The sequence below is a fragment of the Klebsiella pneumoniae complex sp. WS1778 genome (genome assembly GCF_049472055.1).
In the GTDB taxonomy this organism is placed as follows: Bacteria; Pseudomonadota; Gammaproteobacteria; order Enterobacterales; family Enterobacteriaceae; genus Klebsiella; species Klebsiella quasipneumoniae.
In genome coordinates, this window is sequence record NZ_JBKGTJ010000002.1 from 214,605 (window position 1) to 240,783 (window position 26,179).

At 59.9% G+C, this 26,179-nt stretch carries 19 protein-coding genes and 1 pseudogene; 11 read left to right on the forward strand and 9 right to left on the reverse strand.

Going from position 1 to position 26,179, the window contains the following annotated elements; translation table 11 throughout:
* Window positions 1–15: 15 nt before the first annotated feature.
* The 3 genes from gsiB to iaaA are packed head-to-tail and all read right to left on the reverse strand — an operon-like array spanning window position 16 to window position 4,408.
* Window positions 16–1,557: a glutathione ABC transporter substrate-binding protein GsiB gene (gsiB, locus tag ACLEXF_RS10980; protein ID WP_124989132.1), complete on the reverse strand. Its 1,542-nt coding sequence runs from the start codon at window positions 1,555–1,557 to the stop codon at window positions 16–18.
* Window positions 1,558–1,589: 32 nt separating this feature from the next.
* Entirely contained in the window at window positions 1,590–3,449 is a 1,860-nt protein-coding gene (gsiA, locus tag ACLEXF_RS10985) for a glutathione ABC transporter ATP-binding protein GsiA (RefSeq protein WP_124989131.1), read from the reverse strand.
* Between the two features lie 17 nt (window positions 3,450–3,466).
* Window positions 3,467–4,408: a beta-aspartyl-peptidase gene (gene iaaA, locus ACLEXF_RS10990; protein ID WP_407259875.1), complete on the reverse strand. Its 942-nt coding sequence runs from the start codon at window positions 4,406–4,408 to the stop codon at window positions 3,467–3,469.
* Window positions 4,409–4,643: 235 nt separating this feature from the next.
* On the opposite strand from iaaA, the gene moeA reads away from it, so the two are divergent.
* From moeA to ACLEXF_RS11020, 6 genes are all read left to right on the forward strand, one after another.
* Window positions 4,644–5,879, forward strand: a complete 1,236-nt coding sequence (gene moeA, locus ACLEXF_RS10995) for a molybdopterin molybdotransferase MoeA (RefSeq protein WP_017900147.1) — start codon at window positions 4,644–4,646, stop codon at window positions 5,877–5,879.
* Window positions 5,879–6,634, forward strand: coding sequence for a molybdopterin-synthase adenylyltransferase MoeB (moeB, locus tag ACLEXF_RS11000; protein WP_080837438.1), 756 nt, complete (start codon window positions 5,879–5,881; stop codon window positions 6,632–6,634). The genes moeA and moeB overlap by 1 nt, the downstream gene beginning before the upstream one ends.
* A 155-nt stretch (window positions 6,635–6,789) precedes the next feature.
* Window positions 6,790–7,689: a glycyl-radical enzyme activating protein gene (locus tag ACLEXF_RS11005; protein WP_004886257.1), complete on the forward strand. Its 900-nt coding sequence runs from the start codon at window positions 6,790–6,792 to the stop codon at window positions 7,687–7,689.
* Window positions 7,690–7,693: 4 nt separating this feature from the next.
* Window positions 7,694–10,126, forward strand: coding sequence for a formate C-acetyltransferase/glycerol dehydratase family glycyl radical enzyme (locus ACLEXF_RS11010; RefSeq protein ID WP_407259876.1), 2,433 nt, complete (start codon window positions 7,694–7,696; stop codon window positions 10,124–10,126).
* 179 nt (window positions 10,127–10,305) lie between these two features.
* Window positions 10,306–11,121: a Cof-type HAD-IIB family hydrolase gene (locus ACLEXF_RS11015; RefSeq protein ID WP_407259877.1), complete on the forward strand. Its 816-nt coding sequence runs from the start codon at window positions 10,306–10,308 to the stop codon at window positions 11,119–11,121.
* A gap of 140 nt (window positions 11,122–11,261) precedes the next feature.
* Complete coding sequence (locus tag ACLEXF_RS11020) at window positions 11,262–12,527, forward strand: DUF1479 domain-containing protein (protein ID WP_017900150.1); 1,266 nt, start codon at window positions 11,262–11,264, stop codon at window positions 12,525–12,527.
* Here the strand turns inward: ACLEXF_RS11020 and ACLEXF_RS11025 are convergent.
* Window positions 12,524–13,597: a LacI family DNA-binding transcriptional regulator gene (locus ACLEXF_RS11025; RefSeq protein WP_407259878.1), complete on the reverse strand. Its 1,074-nt coding sequence runs from the start codon at window positions 13,595–13,597 to the stop codon at window positions 12,524–12,526. The two genes, ACLEXF_RS11020 and ACLEXF_RS11025, sit on opposite strands and share 4 nt — an antisense overlap.
* A 300-nt stretch (window positions 13,598–13,897) precedes the next feature.
* Here ACLEXF_RS11025 and ACLEXF_RS11030 point away from each other — a divergent pair, with 300 nt between their 5' ends.
* Together ACLEXF_RS11030 and ACLEXF_RS11035 are read left to right on the forward strand one after the other, a co-directional pair.
* Window positions 13,898–15,199, forward strand: a complete 1,302-nt coding sequence (locus ACLEXF_RS11030; protein WP_004886240.1) for an MFS transporter — start codon at window positions 13,898–13,900, stop codon at window positions 15,197–15,199.
* Window positions 15,200–15,214: 15 nt separating this feature from the next.
* Window positions 15,215–17,578, forward strand: coding sequence for a glycoside hydrolase family 31 protein (locus tag ACLEXF_RS11035; protein ID WP_004886238.1), 2,364 nt, complete (start codon window positions 15,215–15,217; stop codon window positions 17,576–17,578).
* Window positions 17,579–17,954: 376 nt separating this feature from the next.
* On the opposite strand, the gene ACLEXF_RS11040 is transcribed toward ACLEXF_RS11035, so the two are convergent.
* A complete protein-coding gene (locus tag ACLEXF_RS11040) occupies window positions 17,955–19,547 on the reverse strand; it encodes an ABC-F family ATPase (protein WP_004886235.1) in 1,593 nt (530 codons plus the stop codon).
* A 48-nt stretch (window positions 19,548–19,595) separates the two neighbouring features.
* On the opposite strand from ACLEXF_RS11040, the pseudogene ACLEXF_RS11045 reads away from it, so the two are divergent.
* Window positions 19,596–20,511, forward strand: a pseudogene (locus ACLEXF_RS11045) (tyrosine-protein phosphatase).
* A 177-nt stretch (window positions 20,512–20,688) separates the two neighbouring features.
* Window positions 20,689–21,603 carry a L,D-transpeptidase gene (gene ldtB, locus ACLEXF_RS11050; RefSeq protein ID WP_004886230.1) on the forward strand — a complete coding sequence of 305 codons (915 nt, stop codon included), beginning with the start codon at window positions 20,689–20,691 and terminating at the stop codon, window positions 21,601–21,603.
* 130 nt (window positions 21,604–21,733) lie between these two features.
* Here the strand turns inward: ldtB and ACLEXF_RS11055 are convergent, their stop codons facing one another.
* The 4 genes from ACLEXF_RS11055 to mntR form a co-directional block, all read right to left on the reverse strand.
* Window positions 21,734–22,450, reverse strand: a complete 717-nt coding sequence (locus tag ACLEXF_RS11055) for a GntR family transcriptional regulator (protein WP_004886227.1) — start codon at window positions 22,448–22,450, stop codon at window positions 21,734–21,736.
* A gap of 67 nt (window positions 22,451–22,517) precedes the next feature.
* Entirely contained in the window at window positions 22,518–23,894 is a 1,377-nt protein-coding gene (locus ACLEXF_RS11060; protein WP_004886222.1) for a glycoside hydrolase family 1 protein, read from the reverse strand.
* Window positions 23,895–24,064: 170 nt separating this feature from the next.
* Complete coding sequence (locus tag ACLEXF_RS11065; RefSeq protein WP_004886219.1) at window positions 24,065–25,177, reverse strand: anion transporter; 1,113 nt, start codon at window positions 25,175–25,177, stop codon at window positions 24,065–24,067.
* On the reverse strand, window positions 25,174–25,647 hold the full coding sequence (mntR, locus tag ACLEXF_RS11070) for a manganese-binding transcriptional regulator MntR (RefSeq protein WP_004886216.1): 474 nt from the start codon (window positions 25,645–25,647) through the stop codon (window positions 25,174–25,176). The genes ACLEXF_RS11065 and mntR overlap by 4 nt, the downstream gene beginning before the upstream one ends.
* Window positions 25,648–25,832: 185 nt before the next feature.
* On the opposite strand from mntR, the gene mntS reads away from it, so the two are divergent.
* Window positions 25,833–25,958, forward strand: a complete 126-nt coding sequence (gene mntS / locus ACLEXF_RS11075) for a manganase accumulation protein MntS (RefSeq protein ID WP_004886214.1) — start codon at window positions 25,833–25,835, stop codon at window positions 25,956–25,958.
* Window positions 25,959–26,179 lie beyond the last annotated feature (221 nt).

Here is a 26,179-nt window from a genome sequence, read left to right on the forward strand (position 1 = left end):
GCATCATCTCGACCTTCACGGTGTTAAATCTGCCTGTTCGAAGCTGAAGCCGGTGTCCGGCTGGATATAGAAGCCGGTGAGGTTCTTGCTGTGGGCGGAGACCAGTTTCTCCACCACCAGCGGCACCCACGGCGACTCTTTCCAGATAATATCCTGCGCCGCTTTATAGAGTTTGGTTTTCTCTTGCGGATCGGTGGTTTCCAGCGCCTCGCTCAGCGCGCTATCCACCTGCGGATTGCTGTAAAAAGCGGTGTTAAACAGGGTCGGCGGCCAGTTTTGGGAAGCAAACAGCGGCGACAGCGCCCAGTCGGCTTCGCCAGTGGAGGCGGACCAGCCGGTATAGAACATCCGTACCCCGCTCTCTTTCTGCCCTTTACCTTCCACTTCCGCCGCCCGCTGACCGGCGTCCATCGCCGTCACCTGCGCCTTTATGCCCACCTGCGCCAACTGCTGCTGGGTAAACTGCAGCACTTTCTGCGCGGTGCTGTGGTTATGTGACGACCACAGCGTAGTGCTAAACCCGTTGGGGTAGCCGGCCTCTTTTAGCAGCTGGCGCGCTTTCGCCGGATCGTAAGGCCACGCGGGGTAGCTCTGAGCGTAGGCAATCGATGGCGGCACCACGCCGGTCGCCGGGGTGGCATAGCCGGCAAACGCCACCTTGACCAGCGCCTGGCGGTTGATGGCGTAGTTGATCGCTTCGCGCACCTTCGGATTATCGAACGGTTTCTGCGTCACGTTCATGCTGATGTAACGCTGCATGATCGACGGACTGGCCACCAGCTCTAGTTTGCTGTTTTTCGCCAGCAGCGGCGCCTGCTCGTAGGGGATCGGGAAGGCAAACTGCGCCTCGCCGGTCTGCAGCATCGCCGCCCGGGTATTGTTATCGACCACCGGTCGCCAGGTAATGGAATCCAGCTTCGGCAGCCCCGGCTGCCAGTAGCCATCGAACTTGCTGACCTTCACGAAGTCGGTCTGGTTCCAGGTATCGAGCTTATACGGCCCGGTGCCCACCGGGTGGAAGCCGATATCCTTGCCATATTTTTTCAGCGCCGTCGGCGAAATCATCGCCGTCGCCGGATGGGCGAGAATATTAATAAACGCCGAGAACGGCTGTTTAAGGGTGATTTTCACCGTGGTCGGATCAACCGCCTCGGTGCTGGCGATATTTTTATACAGGTTATAGCGCTTGAGATGGTTTTCCGGGTTGCTGGCGCGGTCGAGGTTAGCCTTGACCGCCTCGGCGTTAAAGTCGGTGCCATCCTGGAATTTCACCCCGCTGTGCAGCTTGATGGTGTACACCAGGCCATCCGGCGACACGGTGTAGCTCTCGGCAAGAACATTTTGCAGCTTCATCTCTTTATCAAGGCCGAACAGGCCTTGATAAAAGGACTTCGCCACCGCCTGCGACAGAGTATCGTTAGCATCATAGGGGTCGAGCGTCGTGAAGTTAGACCCGACCGCCACCACCACATCTTTGGCAGCAAAAGCGGGGGCGCTCGCCAGGGCCGCCGCGATACTCAGCGCCAGCCACCATTTGCGTGAAACAGGTTGTGTCATCGTGTTCTCCTGAAAAGGTGCGTTATGTGTTGTTATGTTCTGCCCAGCACGTCGGCGGCGTCGTGGGCGACGAAGTGGCCCGGCCCAACCTGCTGCAATGGCGGGCTGGCGATCTCCTCGCCCCGCTTATAGATATTGCCCGGGACGTCATCAGACAGCAGGACCCGCTGCGGATGACGGTAGGCCGGGTCGGCCACCGGTACGGCAGCCATGAGCTTACGGGTATAGGGGTGCTGCGGGTTTTCAAACACTGCGCGGCGCGGGCCGATTTCGACAATCCGGCCGCGATACATCACCGCCACGCGGTGGCTGATGCGCTCCACCACCGCCATATCATGGGAAATAAACAGAAACGCGATGCCCATCTCGCGCTGCAGGTCGAGCATCAGATTGATAATCTGCGCACGAATGGAGACATCCAGGGCCGACACCGACTCATCGGCAATCACCACCTTCGGATTCAGCGCCAGCGCGCGGGCAATGCAGATCCGCTGCCGCTGGCCGCCGGAAAAGGCGTGGGGGTAGCGCCAGGCATGCTCCGGCTGCAGCCCCACGCGCTTCAGCAGCCAGGCGACCCGCTCGCGAGCCGCCTCCCTGTCCAGCAGGCCATGCACCCGCAGCGGCTCCATAATCGAATCGCCGACCGTCTGGCGCGGATCGAGCGAGGCGTAAGGATCCTGAAAAATAAACTGAATATTGCGCCGCAGGGACTGCAGCTTGCTGCCGGAGAGGGTATCGATCCGCTGACCATCGAAGGTAATGGTGCCACCCTGGGTCTCAACCAGCCTCAGCAGCGCCCGGCCGGTGGTCGACTTGCCGCAGCCGGACTCCCCCACCAGAGAGAGGGTCTCTCCCGGCCAGAGATCAAAACTCACCTTCTCCACCGCATGCACTTCGCGCGTCACGCGATTGAGCAGCCCGCCGCGCACCGGGAAACGGGCCACCAGATCGCGCACCTGCAGAATCGGCTCCCCCGCCACCACCGTGTCTGGCGTTTCTGTCTCCGCCAGCGGCTGCCCCGGCAGCGGAAAGCGGCGCGGCAGATCCCGACCGCGCATCTCACCCAGCCGGGGGACCGCCGCCAGCAGGGACTGCGTATAAGGGTGCTGCGGTGAACGGAAAATCTCCTCGACGCTGCCGGTCTCCACCGCCTCGCCGCGATACATGACCAGCACCCGATCGGCGATATCGGCCACCACCCCCATGTCATGGGTGATAAAGATTACCCCCATCGCCATCTCCTTTTGCAGGACAGCGATAAGTTGCAAAATTTGCGCCTGGATGGTGACATCCAGCGCCGTGGTCGGCTCGTCGGCAATCAGCACCGCCGGCCGACAGGAGAGCGCCATGGCGATCATCACCCGCTGGCGCATGCCGCCGGAGAGCTGGTGCGGATAGCGTGAGAGCATCTCTTCCGCCTGGGGAATACGCACCTGGTCGAGCATCTTTTTTGCCGCGCGCAGCGCCTCTTCGCGCCCCAGCCCCTGGTGCAGACGCAGGGATTCGGCGATCTGCTCGCCGATGGTGAACACCGGGTTCAGCGAAGTCATCGGCTCCTGAAAAATCATCGCCAGGTCCGCGCCGCGTACCCGGCGCATTTCGGCCTCCGATTGCTCATTGAGCGCGATCACCTGCCGGTTGCGCCGTCGCAGCCACAGCCCCTCGCTGCTCACCTCGCTGCTGGCGGCGTCAAGCAGACGCATCAGCGCCAGAGCGGTGACCGATTTTCCCGAACCAGACTCCCCGACAATCGCCAGCGTCTCGCCGCGGCGCAGGCTGAAGGAAAGCTGACGCACGGCCTGCACCTCTGGCGCATCCTGCTGGCGAAACGCCACGTTCAGGTTGCGCACCACCAGTACTTCGCAGGTATCCGTTTCGTGAGTTTGCGGCACTCTCCCTCTCCCTTGTTCTATTCGCGATAAATGCCAATGGTCGGCGTATCGCCGGCATAGCACCAGGCGCGGTACATGCCTTCGCTGTTAAACGGTAAAACGACGTTGCCTTCGCGATCGACGGCAATCAGTCCGCCGCTGCCGCCGAGGGCCGGCAGCTTCTCCATCACCACCCGCTCGCAGGCAGAATAGAGACTGAGCTGACCGTACTCCATCAGGGCGGCGATATCGTAGGCCGCCAGAGTACGCATAAAGACTTCGCCGGTGCCGGTGCAGGAGACCGCCACGCTGGCGTTGTTGGCGTAGCACCCCGCGCCCGGCAGCGGGCTGTCGCCAACGCGTCCGGGCAGTTTGTTGGTCATGCCGCCGGTGGAGGTCGCCGCCGCCAGATTGCCGGCCAGATCGAGCGCCACCGCCCCGACGGTGCCCATTTTCTGGCGTTCGTCGAGCGGAGCGGCATGGTGGTCAAGGATGATCTCCCCACCCGCTTTCGCCTCCTGCAGCTGCAGCAGGCGCTCGGGGGTGGAAAAGAGATCGTTATCGACGCGCGCCATTCCGTGGGAGAAGGCGAAATTTTCCGCCCCCTCACCGATCAGCAGCACGTGCGGGCTCTTCTCCAGCACCAGACGCGCCGCTAGCACCGGATTACGTAAATGTTTGACCCCGGCCACCGCCCCCGCCTGCAGGCTGTAGCCGTCCATCACGCAGGCGTCCAGTTCGTGGGTTTGATCGTGGGTAAATACCGAGCCGATCCCGGCGTTAAACAGCGGACACTCCTCCAGCAGACGGACGGCCTCGGTCACGGCATCCAGCGCACTGGCGCCCGCAGCCAACATTTTCTGTCCGCTTTCGACCATAGCCGACAGCGCCGCCACGTACTCCCGCTCCCGCTCCGGCGTCATCTGCGCGCGAGAAATCGCCCCTGCGCCGCCGTGAATTGCTATAACCGCCTTGCCCATTTCGCCAGTCCTTAACGATGAAGTGGATAGCCCCCGCCCTGTCGTAGCGCGTCGCGGCGCCGGTCACGTCAGGAATAAGGGTATTGATATCATTATATTGCTGAATGTCTTATACAATTTTTGAATATAGAAAGAGCGGCGGGCGATGTAAAGCCTCGTACCCAGGTGGCATACAGCCCGCGCCGCTTTTCTGCCATAATAGGCGTTTTCGCCGTTTTGCCCGCAGGAGTGACCCATGGATTTTACCGCCGGACTGATGCCGCTCGACACAGCCCTCACCCAGATGCTCGATCGTATTACGCCGCTGAGCGCCACGGAAACTGTACCGCTGTTGCAGGCCTTCGCGCGCGTTACCGCCCATGACATTATCTCCCCGCTGGATGTCCCCGGCTTTGATAACGCGGCGATGGATGGCTATGCCGTCCGGTTGAGCGACCTTCGCGACGGCGCGGCCCTGCCGGTCGCCGGGAAGGCCTTCGCCGGCCAGCCGTTTCACGACGCCTGGCCCACCGGCACCTGTATCCGCATTATGACCGGCGCGCCGGTGCCTGCAGGCTGCGACGCGGTAGTCATGCAGGAAGAGACTGAACAGACCGACGCCGGCGTGCGCTTTACCGCGCCGGTGAAAGCCGGGCAGCATATTCGCCGCCGCGGAGAAGATATCGCCCATGGCGCGGTGGTCTTCCCGGCGGGAACGCCGCTGACGGTAGCCGAGCTGCCGGTGCTGGCCTCGCTGGGCATTGCCGACGTCGAGGTGGTGCGCAAGGTTCGCGTCGCGGTCTTCTCGACCGGCGATGAGCTGCAGCTGCCGGGTCAACCGCTCGGCGACGGCCAGATTTACGATACCAACCGCCTGGCGGTGCATCTGATGCTCGAACAGCTGGGCTGCGAGGTCATTAACCTCGGCATTATTCCTGACGATCCGGCGCAACTGCGTGAGGCCTTTATCGCCGCCGACCAGCAGGCCGACGTGGTCATCAGCTCCGGGGGCGTCTCGGTGGGCGAAGCCGACTACACCAAAACCATTCTTGAAGAGCTGGGGGAGATCGGCTTCTGGAAGCTGGCGATCAAGCCGGGCAAACCCTTCGCCTTCGGCAAGCTCAGCAGCAGCTGGTTCTGCGGCCTGCCGGGCAACCCGGTTTCCGCCACCGTCACCTTCTGTCAGCTGGTGCAGCCGCTGCTGGCGAAGCTCTCGGGCAAGTACGGCCCGCTTCAGGCAACTCGCCTGCGGGTACGCGCCGCCACACGACTGAAAAAGTCGCCGGGCCGCCTCGATTTTCAACGCGGTATTCTGCAGCGCAACCCGGACGGCGAGCTGGTGGTGACCACCACCGGCCATCAGGGCTCGCACATTTTCAGCTCTTTCAGCCTCGGCAACTGCTTTATCGTGCTGGAGCGCGAGCGCGGCCACGTTGAAGCGGGCGAATGGGTCGAGGTCGAACCGTTCAGCCATCTGTTTGGGGGGCTGTAATGGCCGTGGAGCTGAGCGATGAAGAGATGCTGCGCTATAACCGGCAGATTGTTTTGCGCGGTTTTGATTTTGACGGCCAGGAGCGGCTAAAGGCCGCTCGGGTGCTGGTGGTCGGCCTCGGCGGGCTTGGCTGCGCCGCCGCGCAGTATCTGGCCGCCGCCGGGGTGGGGCAGCTCACCCTGCTCGATTTCGACACCGTCTCGCTCTCCAATCTGCAGCGCCAGACGCTGCACAGCGATGCCACCCTCGGCCAGCCTAAGGTGGATTCCGCCCGCGAGGCGCTGGCGCGCATTAATCCGCACGTTCATCTGGTGCCGCTCAATGCCTTACTGGACGAACCGGCGCTGGCGGCGCAGATTGCCGGGCACGATCTGGTGCTCGACTGCACCGACAACGTCGCCATCCGTAACCAGCTCAACGCCGGCTGCTTCCGCCACCAAACCCCGCTGATTTCCGGGGCGGCGATCCGCATGGAGGGGCAGATCAGCGTCTTCACCTATCAGCAGGGCGAACCCTGCTACCGCTGCCTGAGCCGCCTGTTTGGCGAAAATGCCCTCACCTGCGTCGAAGCCGGCGTGATGGCCCCGCTGGTGGGCACTATCGGTTCCCTGCAGGCGATGGAAGCCATTAAGCTGCTGACCGGCTACGGCACGCCCGCCAGCGGAAAAATCGTGATGTACGACGCCATGACCTGCCAGTTTCGTGAAATGAAGCTGATGCGCCACCCGCAGTGCGAGGTATGCGGCTCGCACTAATCCCCCTACCGGCGACGAGAGTCGCCGGTGGTTTTGTGACCGCTCTCGTTATTTTCTCCCCTCTGACTTATCCCCATCCCGCTTGTTGATTTGCGTCAACATAACTTTCATTCGAAAGTGTTTTTATATTCATACGCAAAAAAAGAGGGTAAACCATGATCTTCAATATCCAGCGCTATTCCACCCATGACGGCCCAGGGATCCGCACCGTCGTCTTCCTGAAAGGCTGCTCGCTGGGCTGCCGCTGGTGCCAGAATCCGGAGAGCCGCGCCCGCAGCGAAGACCTGCTGTATGACCCGCGCCTGTGCCTTGCCGGCTGCGAGCTGTGCCAGCAGGCGGCGCCGGCGGTTATCACCCGCACCCTCGATGGCCTGATCATTCACCGGCAACACGTTAACGACAGCCATATCGCCGCGCTGCGCGACTGCTGCCCCACCACCGCGCTCACGGTGTGCGGCGAAGAGAAGAGCGTCGAGGAGATCATGGCGACGGTGCTGCGCGATAAACCCTTTTACGATCGCAGCGGCGGCGGCATCACCCTTTCCGGCGGCGAACCCTTTATGAATCCGGGCCTGGCGCGGGCGCTGTTCGAGGCCAGCCATCAGGCAGGGATCCATACCGCTGTGGAAACCTGCCTGCACGTCCCCTGGAAATACATTGAACCGGCTTTACCCTTCGTCGACCTGTTTCTCGCCGACCTGAAGCATGTCGACGAGGCCGTCTTCCGGCAGTGGACCGACGGCAGCGCCCGCCGGGTGCTGGACAACCTGCAGCGTCTGGCGCAGGCGGGGAAAAACATGATTATTCGCGTGCCGCTGATCCAGGGATTCAACGCCAGCGAAGCCGACATCACCGCCATCACTGATTTTGCCGCCGACCGCCTGCGGGTCAGCGAAATCCATTTCCTGCCCTACCACACGCTGGGAATGAATAAATACCAGTTACTCAGTCAGCCCTACACCGCACCGGATAAACCGCTGGATGCTCCCGAGCTGCTCGCCTTTGCGCAGGATTATGCGCGGAGCAAGGGGCTAACGGCGATCTTACGAGGATAACCTTATGACGACTCTGAAACTCAACACCCTCAGCGCCCGCATCCAGGCCCATAAAATGGCGCTGGTGCATATTGTCAAGCCACCGGTCTGTACCGAACGCGCCCGCCACTACACCGAGATGTATCAGCAGCATCTTGATAAGCCAATCCCGGTGCGTCGTGCCCTGGCGCTGGCGCATCACCTTGCCGAGCGCACCATCTGGATCAAGCACGATGAGCTGATCGTCGGCAACCAGGCCAGCGAAGTGCGCGCCGCGCCGATCTTCCCGGAATACACCGTCAGCTGGATCGAAAAAGAGATCGACGATCTCGCCGACCGCCCCGGCGCCGGCTTCGCGGTCAGCGAAGAGAACAAGCGCGTGCTGCATGAAGTGTGCCCGTGGTGGCGCGGCCAGACCGTACAGGACCGCTGCTACGGCATGTTTACCGATGAGCAGAAAGCGCTGCTCGCCACCGGCATTATTAAGGCAGAGGGCAACATGACCTCCGGCGACGCCCACCTGGCGGTCAACTACCCGCTGCTGCTGGAGAAAGGCCTGGACGGCCTGCGCGCGAAAGTCGCCGAACGCCGGTCGCGCATCAATCTGACGGTGCTGGAAGACCTGCACGGCGAACAGTTCCTGAAAGCGATTGATATTGTGCTGGCGGCGGTCAGCGACCACAGCAAACGCTTCGCCGCGCTGGCGCGCGAGATGGCGACGGCAGAATCCCGTGACGCACGCCGCGAGGAGCTGCTGACGATTGCCGAAAACTGCGACATCATCGCCCATGAGCCGCCGAAGACCTTCTGGCAGGCGCTGCAGCTGTGCTACTTCATTCAGCTGATCCTGCAGATTGAATCCAATGGCCACTCGGTCTCGTTTGGCCGCATGGACCAGTACCTCTATCCGTACTACCGCCGCGACGTTGAGCTGCAGCAATCGTTGGATCGCGAACAGGCCATTGAGCTGCTGCACAGCTGCTGGCTGAAGCTGCTGGAGGTTAACAAGATCCGCTCCGGCTCGCACTCCAAGGCCTCGGCCGGCAGCCCGCTGTACCAGAACGTCACCATCGGCGGCCAGAACCTGGTGGATGGCCAGCCGCAGGACGGGGTCAACCCGCTGTCGTATGCCATCCTGGAATCCTGCGGTCGTCTGCGTTCCACCCAGCCGAACCTCAGCGTGCGCTACCACGCCGGAATGAGCAACGATTTCCTCGACGCCTGCGTCCAGGTGATCCGCTGCGGCTTCGGTATGCCAGCGTTTAATAACGACGAAATCGTGATCCCGGAATTTATCAAGCTGGGTATTGAGCCGCAGGACGCCTACGATTATGCGGCCATCGGCTGTATCGAAACCGCGGTCGGCGGCAAATGGGGCTATCGCTGCACCGGCATGAGCTTTATCAACTTCGCGCGGGTGATGCTGGCGACGCTGGAAGGCGGCCGCGATGCCACCAGCGGCCAGGTGTTTCTGCCGCAGGAGCACGCCCTGTCGAAAGGCAACTTCGCTAACTTCGACGAGGTGCTGGCCGACTGGGACCGCCAGATCCGCTACTACACCCGTAAGTCGATTGAGATTGAGTACGTGGTCGATACCATGCTGGAAGAGAACGTCCACGATATTCTCTGTTCGGCGCTGGTGGACGACTGCATCGAACGGGCGAAGAGTATCAAGCAAGGCGGCGCGAAATATGACTGGGTGTCCGGTCTGCAGGTGGGCATCGCCAACCTCGGCAACAGCCTGGCGGCGGTGAAAAAGCTGGTCTTCGATCAGGGCGTTATCGGCCAGCAGGAACTGGCGAAGGCGCTGGCGGAAGATTTCGACGGCCTGACCCACGAGCAGCTGCGCCAGCGGTTGATCAACGGCGCGCCGAAGTACGGTAACGATGATGACAGCGTGGACACGTTGCTGGCGCGGGCCTACCAGACCTATATCGACGAGCTGAAGCAGTATCACAACCCGCGCTATGGCCGCGGCCCGATCGGCGGCAACTATTACGCCGGCACGTCGTCTATCTCCGCCAACGTGCCGTTCGGCGCGCAGACCATGGCGACGCCGGATGGCCGTAAAGCGCACACCCCGTTGGCGGAAGGGGCCAGCCCGGCCTCCGGAACCGACCATCTGGGACCGACGGCGGTCATCAGTTCGGTGGGTAAACTGCCCACCGGGGCGATCCTCGGCGGCGTGCTGCTTAATCAGAAGCTGAATCCGTCCACCCTGGAGAACGAGTCCGATAAGCAGAAGCTGATGGTGCTGCTGCGCACCTTCTTCGAGGTGCATAAAGGCTGGCATATCCAGTACAACATTGTCTCGCGCGACACGCTGCTGGAGGCGAAGAAACACCCCGACCAGTACCGCGATTTGGTGGTGCGCGTCGCCGGGTACTCGGCGTTCTTTACCGCCCTGTCGCCGGATACCCAGGACGATATCATCGCCCGTACCGAGCATACGCTCTAACCCCTCAGGCCCGCTGGCGCGACGCTTAGCGGGCCTTACCTGTCCTGCAGGCCGGGAAAGGCAACGCCGCCTCCCGGCATTTTCTGAATGCATGAACTTTCATTCGAAATAAATTTGTGCTCCCCATCACATTGTAATTAGAATGTTACTGGTCGAAGTTAAGCCAGGAGCACCCCCTTATGACCGTTAAAGTTATCGTCACCGATATGGACGGAACTTTTCTCAATGACGCCAAAACCTACGATCGTGCACGGTTTCTGGCGCAATTCGCCCAGCTGCAGCAGCGCGGCATTGAATTCGTTGTCGCCAGCGGCAACCAGTACTATCAGCTGATCTCCTTCTTCCCGGAGATCCGCGAGCAGATCTCGTTCGTCGCCGAAAACGGCGCGCTGGTCTTTGCGCATGGTAAGCAGCTGTTCCACGGCGAACTGACCCGCCACGAATCGCAGGTGGTGATTGGCGAACTACTCAAAGATCCGCAGCTGAACTTCGTCGCCTGCGGCCTGCAGAGCGCTTACGTCAGCGATAACGCCCCGGATGCCTTCGTCGACCTGATGTCAAAGCACTACCACCGTCTGCAGCGGGTAAGCGACTATCACGCCATCGACGATACGCTGTTCAAATTCTCTCTGAACCTGCCGGACAGTGAGATCCCGCAGCTGATCGATAAACTGCACGTGTCGCTCGACGGCATTATGAAGCCGGTCACCAGCGGCTTTGGCTTTGTCGATTTGATTATTCCCGGCCTGCATAAAGCCAACGGCATCAGCCGCCTGCTCAAGCGCTGGAACCTGTCGCCGCAGCAGTGCGTGGCCATCGGCGACAGCGGCAACGACGCCGAAATGCTGAAGCTGGTGAAATACGCTTTCGCCATGGGTAACGCCGCCGACAGCATTAAGGCTATCGCCGGATACGCGACCGACGATAATAACCATGACGGCGCGCTGAACGTCATTCAGGCCGTCCTCGATAACAGCGCTCCCTTCAACCATTGACCTCTCTCCGGGGCTGCGCGCCCCGGCTTGTCCATTTTGTGCGCCGCAGCAAGATTTTAAACTTGCATTAACTCCATTTTAACTTAAATTAACGTTTGTAAGATTTAATACTTTCGAATGAAAGATACAGCGAGGTTATTATGGCTGCTCTCCCGACCCACGAAACACTCCCCGCCGACCACAAAGCGGCGATTCGCCAGATGAAGCAGGCGCTGCGGGCGCAAATCGGCGACGTCCAGGCGGTGTTCGATAAGCTCTCAGCGCGCATCAGCGAGCGCCTGCAGGAGATTGAGACGCTGAAAGCCGCAGGCCAGGAGGTCTGGCCAACCATTCCGTTCCGCGATATCGCCGAGGGAACCGTGAGCGATGCCCAGCGCGCGGCTATTAAGCGCCGGGGCTGCGCGGTGATCAAAGGCCACTTTCCGCGCGAACAGGCGCTGGCCTGGGATACCGCGATGCTGGAATATCTGGATCTGAACCATTTCGACGAGGTCTACAAAGGGCCAGGCGACAGCTTCTTCGGTACGCTTGAGGCTTCGCGGCCGGAAATCTATCCCATCTACTGGTCGCCCTCGCAAATGCAGGCCCGCCAGAGCGATGAAATGGCCGCGGCGCAGTCCTTCCTCAACCGCCTGTGGCGCTTTGAGCAGGACGGCAAGCGCTGGTTCGATCCGGACGTCAGCGTCATTTACCCTGACCGCATTCGCCGCCGTCCGCCGGGAACCACCTCGAAGGGGCTGGGCGCGCATACCGATTCCGGTGCGCTGGAGCGCTGGCTGCTCCCCGCCTACCAGCAGGTCTTCGCCAACGTGTTTAACGGTCATGTCGACGCTTACGATCCGTGGGACGCCGCGCACCGTACTGAAGTGGAAGAGTACACCGTCGACAACACCACCAAATGCTCAGTGTTCCGCACTTTCCAGGGCTGGACCGCGCTGTCGGACATGATCCCGGGTCAGGGGCTACTGCACGTGGTGCCGATCCCCGAGGCGATGGCTTATGTTCTGCTGCGCCCGCTGCTTGACGATGTGCCGGAAGATGAGCTGTGCGGCGTCGCGCCGGGCAGAGTACTGCCGATCTCTGAGCAGTGGCACCCGCTGCTGATCAAAGCCCTCAGTTCGATTCCGGCGCTGAACGCTGGCGATTCCGTCTGGTGGCACTGCGACGTCATTCACTCGGTGGCGCCGGTGGAAAATCAGCAGGGCTGGGGCAATGTGATGTACATTCCGGCAGCGCCGATGTGCGAAAAGAACCTCGCCTACGCGCAGAAAGTGAAAATTGCTCTGGAAAAAGGGGCCTCGCCGGGGGATTTCCCGCGCGAGGACTATGAGGCCAGCTGGCAGGGGCGCTTCACTCTGGAAGATCTGAACATCCACGGCAAGCGGGCGCTGGGTATCCCGGTTTAATCGTCATACAGCCCCTGCGGCTCCACGGCGGTATGGCCTTTGCCCGGCCGGATCCGCCGTACCGAATCGCGCACCACCAGCGTGCCGTGCAGCAGCAGCGAACCGTGCGGCGCCTCCGGGCGCAACAGGCGCTGCTGCAGGAGATGCACCGCCTCGCTGCCCAGTTCATCCCGCGGCACATGCACCGCGGTCAGCGGCACCTCCTGGATCGCCGCCAGATTAAACCCGTCGATGCTCATCACCGAGACATCCTGCGGCACCCGCAGGCCGCGCTTTTGCAATGCGCTGACCGTGCCGGCGGCCATGAAATCGCCGCCCACCAGGAAGGCGGTGGGCAACGGCCTGCCCTGTAAGCCATCAAGCCAGGCCCCCACCTGCTCTTCGGTCTCTCTGGCGCTAAAGTTGGCGACGCTGATGAGATCCCGGCTGGCGGTAAAGCGCAAATTGCGCGCGCGCCACGCCTCCTCGATCCCCCCCAGCCGCAGCTCCATGGTATAGCGGCGCAAACACATGACATTCATCACCACCCGATGCCCCATATCAAACAGATAGCGGGCGGCGCACTGGCCAATCAAACGATGATCGGGGGCAATGGACGGCAACCGCATCCCTTCATCCCGACAGTTTATCAAGACGCAGGGTTTACCCAGATCCGCCGCCAGGCCATGAATATGCGGATCGTCGATCCCCAGCAGCACCGCGGCCTGGGTTTCCGCTTCGTTCATGCGGGCAAGAAACAGATTGGCGTCGCTGTCGTTTTCGTCCAGCGCGCAGTAGCGCAGGCGCACTTCATGCGCCGCCAGCACGTTATTGATGCTCTGGATCACCCGGTAGTAGAAGATATCCGACCGCTCATCGAAGGCGCGCTGCGGGGCAAACACCAGCAGATTATTGAGCAGCAGACGCCCGGCGGCCAGCCCCTGCATGACCCCCAGCTCGCGGGCGCACTCCAGCACCGCCCGGCGCGCCTTGTCGCTGGTATTCGCCTTTCCGGCCAGGACGCGCGAAACGGTACTGGCCGACAGCCCAGTGCGGGCGGCGATTTCGGCGACGCGCAGCTTTTTATCCATTTTGTGATCCAGCTCCGATTGAAAAATGAAAGAATTTTCATAATCGCCAAAGCGCTCCCTGTAAGCAAATGACAGCGCAAAATTTGAGATCCCGGTCATTTCATGAAAAAACTTGCATAAATAGCACTTTGCCCGCCGTTTTTTCTCCCTTAGCCTGAATTGGTCCAACATCTCCCATACTAGTTATACCAATGATGTTGAGATAAAAAAATAGACTATTCAAATAGTTAATAACACTACGTGGCCACTCAAGGATTGAGGTCGTCACTTTCCCCCTACTAACGTCATGTGGAGTGTGCTATGAGTCAAGGCCTCAACAATGATATCGCGGTCAGCAAAACGCGCCGGGTGGTAAAAAACCTGCGCTGGTGGGTGCTGGTCCTGTTTTTACTTGGCGTCACCGTCAACTACATCACACGCAACTCGCTGGGGATTATCGCCCCGGAACTGAAAGCGACGCTCGGCATTACCACCGAACAATATTCCTGGATCGTCGGCGCGTTTCAGCTGGCTTACACGATTTTCCAGCCGCTCTGTGGCTGGCTTATCGACGTCATCGGCCTGAAGCTCGGGTTTATGATCTGCGCCACCTTGTGGGCGCTGGCCTGTATCGCCCACGCCGGGGCCGGCAGCTGGCTGCACCTGGCGATATTGCGCTTCTTTATGGGCGGGGCCGAGGCGGCCGCCACCCCGGCCAACGCCAAAACCATCGGCGAGTGGTTTCCGAAGTCTGAACGGCCAATCGCCGCCGGCTGGGCTGGCGTCGGGTTCTCTATCGGCGCAATGCTCGCCCCGCCGATCATCTACTTCGCCCACGCTTCCTTCGGCTGGCAGGGGGCGTTTATGTTTACCGGCGCGCTGGCCCTGCTGTGGGTGGTGCTGTGGTGGGCCTTCTATCAGAACCCGGAAAAGCACCCCAACCTCAGCAAAAGCGAGCTGGAGTACATCAAGCAGGATAACGAAGCGCCGCCGGTGAAACAGCCCTTCTTTACCGCACTCAAAACCGTCTCGAAGAATAAACGTTTCTACGGGATCGCCATTCCCGCGTTTATGGCCGAGCCCGCCTGGGCGGTGCTGAGCTTCTGGGTACCGCTGTACCTGGCCAAAGAGCATGGCATGGATCTCAAGCAGATCGCCATGTTCGCCTGGCTGCCTTTCCTCGCCGCCGACCTCGGCAGCGTGGTCAGCGGCTACCTCACCCGCCTGTACGTTCGCTGGTTCGGCTGTACGCGAGTCAACTCAGTGATCGCCAGCTCGGTGACCGGCGCATTTCTGATGATCTCCCTGGCCCTCGTCGCTATCACCCGCGATCCCTATATCACCATCGTCCTGATCTCCATTGGCGGCTTCGGACATCAGATCATCTCCTGCATGCTCAGCGCGCTGGTGGTGGAGTCGTTCGACAAGGGACAAATGGCGACGGTAAACGGTATGCGCGGATCCGCGGCGTGGATCGCCAGCTTCCTGTTCTCGTTATTAATCGGGGTGACCGCCGACAAAATTGGCTTCAACCCGCTGTTCATCGCCATGGGTTTCTTTGACCTGATTGGCGCCGTTTTCCTGGTGGCATTTATTGCTGAACGTCGCGCCAAGCGCGCCTGAGAGTGGATGTAAGATATGAAAACGTTGAAACACTGGAGTTTACATCAACAGCTGGAGCATCACGTTGAACTGACGGTCGATGGCCAGCACACCCTGTGCCTGTACGTACTGGAAGAGAATTTATTCCGCGTGCTGCTGAAACGCCAGGGCCAGCTGGCGCTGGATCGCACCTGGAGTATCGCTCCGCAGCAGGATGTGCCGTGGGAAGGCCGCGCCCGGGATGACCTCAGCGGTTTTAGTCTCCCGGCCTGGCAGCTGACACAGGAGGCCGATACGCTGACCATCGCCACCCGCCAGCTGCGCGTCACCGTCCATCAGCCGCTGTGGCTGGAGTGGAGCTATCGCGACGACGCCGGGGAATGGCAGCAGCTTGCTAACGACCGCCCCACCAGCGCCTATCTGGCCAATGCCCACGGCGACGGCGTCGCCCACTATCTGAGCCGCCGGAAAGACGAGCGTTTCTATGGTCTGGGCGAAAAGGCCGGCGATCTGCAGCGCACCGGTAAGCGTTATGAGATGCGCAACCTCGACGCCATGGGCTACAACGCCGCCAGCACCGACCCGCTGTATAAACATATTCCGTTCACCATCACCCAGCGCAGCGACGTCAGCTATGGTCTGTTTTACGACAACCTGAGCAGCTGCTGGCTGGATTTGGGTAACGAAATCGACAACTACCACACCGCCTACCGCCGCTGGCAGGCGGAAGCCGGCGATATCGATTACTACCTGTTCACCGGTAAACAGGTGCTGGATGTCACCAAAGCCTTTGTACGTCTGACCGGTAAAACCCTGTTCGGGCCAAAATGGAGCCTCGGCTACAGCGGCTCGACCATGCACTACACCGACGCGCCGGATGCGCAAAATCAGCTGATGAACTTCATCCGCCTGTGCGATGAGCACGCTATTCCGTGCGATTCGTTCCAGCTCTCATCCGGCTATACCTCGATTAACGGCAAGCGCTACGTCTTTAACTGGAACTACGACAAGGTGCCGCAGCCGAAAGTGATGAGCCAGTCGTTTCACGACGCCGGGCTGAAGCTGGCCGCCAATATCAAACCCTGCCTGCTGCAGGACCATCCGCGCTATGGCGAGGTGGCGGAGCGCGGCCTTTTCGTTCGCGATTCGCAAACCGACGCTCCGGAGCGCTCCAGCTTCTGGGACGATGAAGGATCGCACCTCGACTTCACCAATCCGCAAACCGTGGCCTGGTGGCAGGAAGGGGTCACCAGCCAGCTGCTGGAGATGGGCATAGACTCGACCTGGAACGATAATAACGAGTATGAGGTGTGGGACGGCGAAGCGCGCTGCTACGGCTTTGGCCGCGAAATCGCCATCAAGCATATTCGCCCGGTGATGCCGCTGCTGATGATGCGCGCCTCGATGGAAGCCCAGCAGCGCTTTGCGCCGGAAAAGCGCCCGTATCTCATCTCTCGTTCCGGCTGCGCCGGGATGCAGCGCTACGTCCAGACCTGGAGCGGCGATAACCGCACCAACTGGGATACGCTGCGCTATAACATCCGCATGGGGCTGGGCATGAGCCTTTCCGGGCTGTTTAACGTCGGCCACGACGTCGGCGGTTTCTCCGGCGATAAACCGGAGCCGGAGCTGTTTGTGCGCTGGGTACAAAACGGCGTGATGCACCCGCGCTTTACCATTCACTCATGGAATGACGACCAGACGGTCAACGAAGCCTGGATGTATCCGGCCGTTACCCCGGCCATTCGTTCCGCGATTGAGCTGCGCTACCGCCTGCTGCCCTATCTGTATACCCTGCTGTGGCAGGCGCATGCTGACGACGAGCCGATGTTGCGCCCGACCTTCCTCGATCATCAACACGACGCGCAGACCTTCGCCGAATGCGATGACTTCCTGCTGGGGCGCGACCTGCTGGTGGCCAGCGTGGTCGAGCCTGGCGCCCGTCAGCGTGAGGTGTGGCTGCCGGATAATCAGGCCGGCTGGTACGATTTCTACAGCCACCAGTGGTTCGCCGGTGGCCAGTGGGTCACCCTCGACGCGCCGCTGGAAAAGCTGCCGCTGCTGGTCCGCGCCGGGGCCGGATTGCCGCTCAGCGAGCGCATCCGTCATGTTGCGGCGCAACAGGACGATCGTCGCGAACTGCAGCTGTTCCCGCTGAAAGGCGTCGGAACCTCTTCGGGTCTGCTGTTTGAGGATGACGGCGAAAGCTGGGGCTATAAACAGGGCGATGCGCTATGGCTGGAGTGGGAAATGGCGTGCGACAGCAGCACCATCAACCTGAAGGTCAACGCCCGCGGCAACTATCGCCCGGCGTGGAAAGCGCTGAAGCTGTCATTACCGGCGGGAGAAAAACGCAAACTGCTGGTGAATGGCGTTGAAGGAACGGAGTGGAGGCGCTAAGCGATATGCCGGGCGGCGGCTTACGCCTTGCCCGGCCTGGATTTAATGATGTTCCCGGATTGCGCTACGCTAATCCGGGCTACAAACGGGTGGCCTCAAAACCCCCGGTGGCGCTACCGCTTACCGGGGCTACAGCACTGTGCGGTTTGGTAGCCCCGGTAACGGACAGTTCCAGTAACCATGGGTACAAGATAGGGCTCTTAAGCTCACAATAGCACCGACCGTAGGCCGGATAAGGCGCAGCCGCCATCCGGCGCGAAAGTGGCTCTTTACCCGCGGTTATTGCCCGGTGGCGCTACGCTTGCGCGGGCCTACAGATCCCATGCCAGGCGTAGCCCGGGTAAGGCATAGCCGCTACCCGGGTAACGAAGAGGGATTACTCGATACCTTTGCTGCGCAGGTAGTCTTCGTAGTTGCCGCTGAAGTCGATCACCCGTTCCGGGGTAATCTCCAGCACGCGGGTGGCCAGCGAGCTGACGAACTCACGGTCGTGGGAGACGAATATCAGGGTACCCTGATACATCTCCAGCGCCATGTTCAGCGATTCGATGGATTCCATATCCAGGTGGTTGGTCGGTTCGTCCATGATCAGGATGTTTGGCTTCTGCATCATCAGCTTACCAAACAGCATCCGCCCCTTCTCACCACCGGACAGTACTTTCGCCGGCTTCTTGATGTCATCCTGGCTAAACAGCAGTCGACCAAGGATACTGCGCACCGCCTGCTCGTCGTCGCCTTCCTGTTTCCACTGGCTCATCCACTCGAAGACCGTCAGGTCGTTTTCGAACTCGTATTCATGATCCTGCGCGTAGTAGCCAAGTTGCGCGTTTTCAGACCATTTCACGGTGCCGTTATCGGGCTGCAGTTCGCCCACCAGGGTTTTCAGCATCGTGGATTTACCCACGCCGTTGGCGCCCAGAATGGCAATCTTCTCGCCCACTTCCAGCAGCAGGTTGACGTTTTTGAACAGCGGACCTTCTTCAAAGCCTTTGGTGAGGGCTTCCACTTCCAGCGCGTTGCGGAACAGTTTCTTGTCCTGCTCGAAGCGGATAAACGGGTTCTGACGGCTGGAGGCTTTAACCTCTTCCAGCTTGATCTTGTCAATCTGACGCGCGCGCGAGGTGGCCTGACGCGATTTAGAGGCGTTGGCGCTGAAGCGGCTAACAAAGGACTGCAGGTCGGCAATCTGCGCTTTTTTCTTGGCGTTGTCCGCTAGCAGACGCTCACGCGCCTGGGTGGCCGCCGTCATGTATTCGTCGTAGTTGCCCGGATAGACGCGCAGCTCGCCGTAGTCCAGATCCGCCATGTGCGTACAGACCATGTTCAGGAAGTGACGGTCGTGCGAGATGATAATCATCGTGCTGTCGCGGTCGTTCAGCGTCTGCTCCAGCCAGCGAATGGTGTCGATGTCCAGGTTGTTGGTCGGTTCGTCGAGCAACAGAATGTCCGGGTTAGAGAACAGCGCCTGCGCCAGCAGGACGCGCAGCTTCCAGCCCGGGGCGACTTCGCTCATCGGGCCGTAGTGTTGTTCAACCGGAATGCCCACGCCCAGCAGCAGTTCGCCCGCGCGCGCTTCAGCAGAGTAGCCGTCCATTTCGCCATATTTAACTTCCAGGTCGGCCACTTTATAGCCATCTTCTTCGCTCATCTCAGCGAGGGCGTAGATGCGATCGCGCTCCTGCTTCACTTCCCACAGCTCGCTGTGGCCCATGATCACCGTATCCAGCACGGTGAACGCTTCAAAGGCGAACTGATCCTGACGCAGCTTACCGATGCGCTCGTTCGGGTCGAGAGAAACGTTGCCCAGCGTCGGTTCGAGATCGCCGCCGAGGATCTTCATAAAGGTCGATTTACCGCTGCCGTTGGCGCCGATCAGACCATAACGGTTGCCGCCGCCAAATTTAACGGAGATATTTTCGAACAGCGGCTTACTGCCAAACTGCATGGTAACGTTGCTGGATACTAGCACGGGGATATCCTGAAAAAAGAGTATGAGGGGTGTGATACAGCAGACATTATGCCAGTAAATGACGCACTTTTCACGGTCTGCGGTAAATTCCGCCGCGGCGCTTGTGCTATGGTCTTTGTCAGATGCGCCAGAGACCTGCGCGCAAACCGTTATTCTGTACGTGATGATGAGGAGTCCCATGACCACCAGCCTACCGCGACATCCGGCCTTTTTATCCCTGCAGGGCGGCATCAATTTTCGCGACCTGGGCGGCCAGCGCACCGCCGACGGACGCCGGGTACGCAGCGGCAAGCTGCTGCGCTCCGGCGCGCTAAACCGGCTAACGGCTGAGGATCTCAACCACCTGGATACCCTGCCGCTCAGCCGGGTGCTCGACTACCGCGACCCCGGTGAAGTGCAGCGCATCCCGGACAAACTGAGCCCGCTCACCCACTATCTCAACGCGCCGGCCAATCCGCCGCTCGGCGAGGTCAATGCGAAGGTCACCGAGCTGAATGCCGCCACCCTTAATGCGCTGAACGGCGAGCAGTTTATGCTGCAACTCTATCGCCAGCTGCCGTTTAACAACCCGGCCTATCGCCAGCTCGCCGCGTGGCTGACGACCCCTTTCGACGGCGCCTTGCTGCAACACTGCGCGGTCGGAAAAGATCGCACCGGCGTCGGCTGCGCGTTAACCCTGTTCGCCGTCGGATGCGACAGCGAGACGGTGATGGAGGAGTATCTCCTCACCCATGGCATGCTGACGCAGGTGGAGGCCTGGATGCTGGAGATGCTCGGCAACGACCTGACGGCCCAGGGGCGCCAGAGCCTGGCGGACATCCTGACGGTGAAAGAGTCCTATCTCGCCGCCGCACTGTCGGCCATTCAGCAGCGCTATGGCAATGTCGACGCCTGGCTGGCGGAAGAGTATCAGCTCACCGCCCCAGCCCGCGTCGCGCTGCAGGCCCGGCTGCTGGAAGACTAACCCCTGTCGCCCCGAACGCCAGGGCGCGGCAGCCGAGGCGACAGGGAAAAAAATGTGATTTCGTACACATCTGATTTACCTGTTCAGCGGAATGCACATATAATGCGCTCCCATCTACTGTCTCAATCATTAACAAAGGCCTGTGTGGCGTTGATTTCGCACACGACATTAAAAACTATGAAATTATCTACACTCTTAGCGGCAGCCTTCGCCATCGTAGGCTTTTGCAATACAGCGTCTGCTGTCACCTATCCTTTGCCAACCGATGGCAGCCGTTTGGTTGGTCAGAACCAGGTCATCACCATTCCGGATGATAACAAGCAGCCGCTGGAATACTTCGCGGCCAAATATCAGATGGGGCTTTCCAACATGCTGGAAGCCAACCCGGGGGTGGATACCTATCTGCCGAAGGGCGGTAGCGTCCTGAACATCCCTCAGCAGCTGATCCTGCCGGATACCGTGCATGAAGGGATCATCATCAACAGCGCGGAAATGCGTCTGTACTACTACCCGAAAGGCACCAATACCGTGATCGTTCTGCCGATCGGCATCGGCCAGTTGGGTAAAGATACGCCAATCAACTGGACCACCAAAGTCGAACGTAAGAAGGCTGGCCCGACCTGGACCCCGACCGCCAAGATGCATGCGGAATACGCTGCCGCCGGCAACCCGCTGCCTGCCGTCGTACCGGCCGGTCCGGATAACCCGATGGGTCTGTACGCGCTGTATATCGGCCGCCTGTACGCCATCCACGGTACCAACGCTAACTTCGGTATCGGCCTGCGCGTGAGCCACGGCTGCGTGCGTCTGCGCAACGATGACATCAAATTCCTGTTTGAGAACGTGCCGGTCGGCACCCGCGTGCAGTTTATCGATGAGCCGGTAAAAGCCACCACCGAGCCGGACGGCAGCCGTTACATCGAGGTTCATAACCCGCTGTCGACCACCGAAGCCCAGTTCCAGGGCGGCGAGATCGTGCCTATTACCCTGACTCAGCCGGTACAGGCGATCACCAGCCAGTCTGATGTCGATCAGAGCGTGGTTGAGCAGGCTATCCAGAACCGCTCCGGTATGCCGGTGCGTCTGAACTAAGTCAGCATGACAGCAAAAACGGCGGGCCTGATGCCCGCCGTTTTTTTATCTGTATTGTCCCGGGCTGCGGCTGGCTAAACCTGACAACACCGTGGCCCTGCTGAGCGCTGCGCCGGCAGGTTCCCCCGGTCTAGCCGTTATTCACCAGAATAATCCCGCCGTGGTCGTAGCGATAGTGGCAGTGGGCGTACTCCAGCGGCGTGCCGTCTTCCAGATAGATAACCTGTTCCACCTCCAGCACCGGATCGGTGGCCTCGCAGTGAAGATGCTGTTTATCCAGTTCGTCCGGCTTCATCGCCCGCACCACGCGGTAAGATCCCATCAGCTTCAGCCCCAGCGTCTCCTGCACGTAGCGAAACACCGAACCCTCAAGATGGCTTTTGGTTAACCCCGGAACCAGCCCCACCGGCATGACCGTCAAATCCAGCGACACCGGCTCGCCGTTGAGCAGCCGCAGGCGGACAAAGTCATACACCGGGGCATCGGCGTCGATCAGCAGCGAACTCTGCTCCTTGTCAGTGGGAAAACGCACCTCGAAGCGCACCACTTCGCTTTGCACCTCGCCAAGATGTTCCCAGGTTTTGGTGGCGCCGAAATAGTCGCTACCGGGCAGCTCCCACTGCGACAGCTGAAGGAAATTTTTCCGCACAAAGGTGCCCTGCCCTTTGCGAGTATAGATAAGCCCTTCGACGATTAACTGGCGCATCGCCTGCTGGATGGTCATCCGGCTGGTGTTGAACTCCGCCGCCAGCGCAAACTGGTCGGGTAGCGGCGCGCTGGCAGGATACTGCTGGCTGATGATGCGTTTTTTTATTTCCCGCGCAATTTGCAGATACTTCGCCGTCATTCCCGGTCCTTTTACATTCTGTGAGTGACTGGCGGGCAGCATACTAGACCTGACCGCCAGAACATCGTTACATCACGTCGCCGTTGCTGTGGATCACCTGCTTCAGCCACGCATAGCTCTTCTTCGGCACCCGCCGCAGATCCTTGAGGTCATGGTTCTCGCGATTGACGTAGACCACGCCGTAGCGCTTACGCATATCACCCTGCGAGCTCAGGATATCGATTAATCCCCAACCGAGATAGCCGATCACCTGCGCCCCATCCTCAAACATGGCCGCTTTCATGGCGTTGATATGGTCGCGATGGTAGGCGATGCGGTAATCGTCGGCAACCGGATGTTCACCGTCCCACGACTCAATCACCCCGATGCCGTTTTCAATCGGGAACACCGGCAGGCGCCAGTCGTTATAATAGCGGGTGATGATGGTCCGGAAGCCCAGCGGATCGATCTGCCAGTTCCATTCTGTCGCTTTCAGGAACGGGTTATCCTGATTGCCAAACAGCATATAGTTGTTAACCGCCGTTCCCGCCGGGATGGTGTCGCTGTTCAGCGTCCGGCTGGCGTAATAGCTGAACGCCAGATAATCGACCTTCACCGTCGCCATCAGCGCCAGATCCTCAGGACGATAGATATCATCGAACCCTTCAGCGGCGACAAAATGCATCACTTCCGGGCTGTAGCCCTCCCCGGCGTAAGCCCGCAGCAGGTTCTGGTTTAAAAACTCGTCCAGCTGCTGGGCGCACAGGATATCGCGCGGTTTGCAGGTCGCCGGATAAACCAGGGCGTGGGCCAGCATTCCGCCCATCAGACACTGCGGCTTCGTCTGATGCAGGTGATCGGTCAGATGGACGTGCGCCATCATCACATGATGCTGGATCAGATACAGCTCGCGCAGGGTCTTCTCCCCCTGCAGGTAGCCGGAAATCAGAAACGCTTCCGGCGAATGGTACAGATTCTGTTCATTAAAGGTGAGCCAGTATTTCACCTTGTCGCCATAGCAGGCGATCATCTTCTGGCCATAGCGAATAAAGGCGTCCATCACCCGGCGGTCGGTGAATCCGTTGTAGCGCTCCGCCAGCGAGAGCGGCATATCGAAGTGGTACAGGCAGATCATCGGCTCGATGCCGCGGGCGATCAGTTCATCAATAAACTGATGGTAGAAGGCGATGCCCTCTTCATTAAATTCGCCGTCTCCCTCAGGACACACCCGGCTCCAGGCTATCTGAAAACGGTAGCAGTTCATGCCCAGATCCTGCATCAGATCGAAATCTTCCCGATAGCGATGATAGGAGTCGGTCGCCACCTTCCAGTCGGAAGCGAATTCCGCCGGTTGCCGGATATCGTACACCGACATCCCCTTGCCGCCCTCGTTCCACGCCCCCTCCGTCTGCATGCTGGAGACGGAATTACCCCATAAGAAATCTGCCGGTAGTCTGTTCTTCATCCTGCGCCTCGGTATATGACTAGTCATTTAAATTTCATGACTAGTCATATACCGAAAAGCGAACGGATGCGCAAAGCCAGGGATCGTTTTCTGTGAGCCGGGCAAAAAAAAGATCGCCCCGAGGGGCGATCCTGTCGAACGGCGTGGAGGGCGGCGTACCGCTGCGGAAATCAGGCGCAGAGTTTGAAGAGCCAATAGCCGGTAAGGGCCGCCCACAGCAGCATGGGAATGGAGTAGAGATGGAAACGCCACCAGATCCGCCGATCGCCTGCCATGCGCAGCGCGATGATATTGGCCAGCGAGCCCGGCAGCAGACCAAAGCCGCCCACGTTAACCGCCCAGGCGAGCAGGATCGAAGGCGGGACATAGTTGAGCAGCAGAATGGTCGAGGGCACATTGCTGATCACCTGCGACAGGCCGATGGCGGTCAGCCACAGTCCACCGCCGGAGAGCGTCCCGACCCCGCTCAGCACCTGGTGCAGCGCCGGAAGCTGGGTCAGCAGATGGACGTCGATAAACATCACCATAAACACCAGCAGTAGCGACCAGTCTACATGGACGATCACCGCCCGGGCCAGTATCAGGAAGCCCAGCAGCACCAGCGCCAGCCCCCACAGCGCCTGATTCATCTCCAGCGCGGTCAGGAACACCAGATACAATCCCAGACAGCTCCAGACCAGCTTTGGCTGCCACGATGGCGCCTTATCGCTACTCTGGTAGTTGAGCCGGTTTGCCGGGAAACAGAACCAGCACAGCGCCAGCAGGGTCAGCATCATTGCCGCCGCCAGCGGCAGCATCTGGCCGATGAATCCAGGGAAAGAGAGACCGGAGCGTCCCCACAGTAAGATATTCTGCGGGTTGCCGATCGGCGTCAGCAGCGACCCGGCGTTCACCGCCAGCGCTTCGAAAATAATCAGCCGGTTCACCGGGATGGCGCACCACTTCTTCAGCGTCAGGGTCAGGGGCACCACGATAAACAGCGCGACGTCGTTGGTGAGGAAGGTGGATAGCAGCGCCGCCGCCAGCACCATAAACATAGCCAGCTGGCGCTCGGTGACAAAGCGGCGGGCCATTTTACGCCCCAGCACGTCAAAATAACCGCTCAGTTCAATCCCCTTGGTCAACAGCATCAGGCCGCTGAGGGTGATGATAGTATGCCAGTCAATGGCCGCCGGCCAGCTTGCCGGGACAAACGGCACCATCACGCTGAGTACGCAGGCGATAATCAGCAGCAGATGGAGAAAACGGTCGCGCAGCAGCGACTGGACGAAGGGAAGAGTCATGCTTCCTGAGATCCCTGTGTTTGGGTAAATTTCAGGAACATCGCCAGCGTCTCCTCGCTCACGTGATGCTCCATTCCCTCCGCATCGCGGCGGGCAATCTCCGGGCTGACGCCGATAGCCAGCAGGAAGTTCTCCACGATTTGATGGCGCTCGCGGCTCTCCTGGGCCAGCTTCTCACCCTCCGCCGTTAAGAATATGCCGCGCCACGGGATCTGTTCGATAAGGCCGACGCTGGCCAGCCGTTTGAGCATCTTGGCGACGGTGGGCTGCGAGACCCCCAGCCGGGCGGCCATATCCACCTGACGCGCCTCGCCCACCTCGCGGATGAGATCGGAAATCAGTTCAACATAGTCGTCAATCAGCTCGCGCCGATGCGCTTCCCGCACCTGGCGGAATCCTTCAACGTGCTCTTCAACATTTACCAACTGCGTCACTTTTTTTGTTATTGGCTTACCTGCGCGACGGTTCATTGTGCTTCCTCATTCGTGTGACGCGTCAAGCATCATATAAAAAGATCCACATTGTAATGGATTGCGCCAAGAGCACAAAAAATTAACGTTTTAGCCATAGCTATAAAATATAGCCTGTGCTATATCTGTATATAATGCAAACATCCATCAGGGAATGATGGAGCGAACAGGCAGGAGGAGAGCAGATGAACGAATTCAAGAGGTGCTTAAACGTGTTTAGTCATTCCCCCTTTAAAGTACGCTTAATGCTGCTCGGTATGCTGTGCGAGATGATCAACGGTAAACCGCAGCAGGACAAACCCCATTCCTGAGGCGGCGTCGCGGTACGCCGCTTCATTTTTCTGTCATCGTTTGCCGCTAAACTGACCGGTTTTTCCCGTTTCCCCCACCTTTTTTCAAGTTTTGTAAGCGCCCTCGCAAAACAATCTGTTATGTCTGGTTGACCTTACCATTTACAAGCCCTATCTTTGCACAGCCCTGCCACATTCGCGGCTCGCAGAGACCCTCTTCACGCACTGTCCAGCAGGTTTTA

Coding starts and splice junctions, on each gene's coding strand:
- gsiB (WP_124989132.1), bottom strand. CDS start 1,557: ATGACACAACCTGTTTCACGCAAATGGTGGCTGGCGCTGAGTATCGCG.
- iaaA (WP_407259875.1), bottom strand. CDS start 4,408: ATGGGCAAGGCGGTTATAGCAATTCACGGCGGCGCAGGGGCGATTTCT.
- moeA (WP_017900147.1), top strand. CDS start 4,644: ATGGATTTTACCGCCGGACTGATGCCGCTCGACACAGCCCTCACCCAG.
- moeB (WP_080837438.1), top strand. CDS start 5,879: ATGGCCGTGGAGCTGAGCGATGAAGAGATGCTGCGCTATAACCGGCAG.
- ACLEXF_RS11005 (WP_004886257.1), top strand. CDS start 6,790: ATGATCTTCAATATCCAGCGCTATTCCACCCATGACGGCCCAGGGATC.
- ACLEXF_RS11010 (WP_407259876.1), top strand. CDS start 7,694: ATGACGACTCTGAAACTCAACACCCTCAGCGCCCGCATCCAGGCCCAT.
- ACLEXF_RS11015 (WP_407259877.1), top strand. CDS start 10,306: ATGACCGTTAAAGTTATCGTCACCGATATGGACGGAACTTTTCTCAAT.
- ACLEXF_RS11020 (WP_017900150.1), top strand. CDS start 11,262: ATGGCTGCTCTCCCGACCCACGAAACACTCCCCGCCGACCACAAAGCG.
- ACLEXF_RS11025 (WP_407259878.1), bottom strand. CDS start 13,597: ATGGATAAAAAGCTGCGCGTCGCCGAAATCGCCGCCCGCACTGGGCTG.
- ACLEXF_RS11030 (WP_004886240.1), top strand. CDS start 13,898: ATGAGTCAAGGCCTCAACAATGATATCGCGGTCAGCAAAACGCGCCGG.
- ACLEXF_RS11035 (WP_004886238.1), top strand. CDS start 15,215: ATGAAAACGTTGAAACACTGGAGTTTACATCAACAGCTGGAGCATCAC.
- ldtB (WP_004886230.1), top strand. CDS start 20,689: ATGAAATTATCTACACTCTTAGCGGCAGCCTTCGCCATCGTAGGCTTT.
- ACLEXF_RS11055 (WP_004886227.1), bottom strand. CDS start 22,450: ATGACGGCGAAGTATCTGCAAATTGCGCGGGAAATAAAAAAACGCATC.
- ACLEXF_RS11060 (WP_004886222.1), bottom strand. CDS start 23,894: ATGAAGAACAGACTACCGGCAGATTTCTTATGGGGTAATTCCGTCTCC.
- ACLEXF_RS11065 (WP_004886219.1), bottom strand. CDS start 25,177: ATGACTCTTCCCTTCGTCCAGTCGCTGCTGCGCGACCGTTTTCTCCAT.
- mntR (WP_004886216.1), bottom strand. CDS start 25,647: ATGAACCGTCGCGCAGGTAAGCCAATAACAAAAAAAGTGACGCAGTTG.
- mntS (WP_004886214.1), top strand. CDS start 25,833: ATGAACGAATTCAAGAGGTGCTTAAACGTGTTTAGTCATTCCCCCTTT.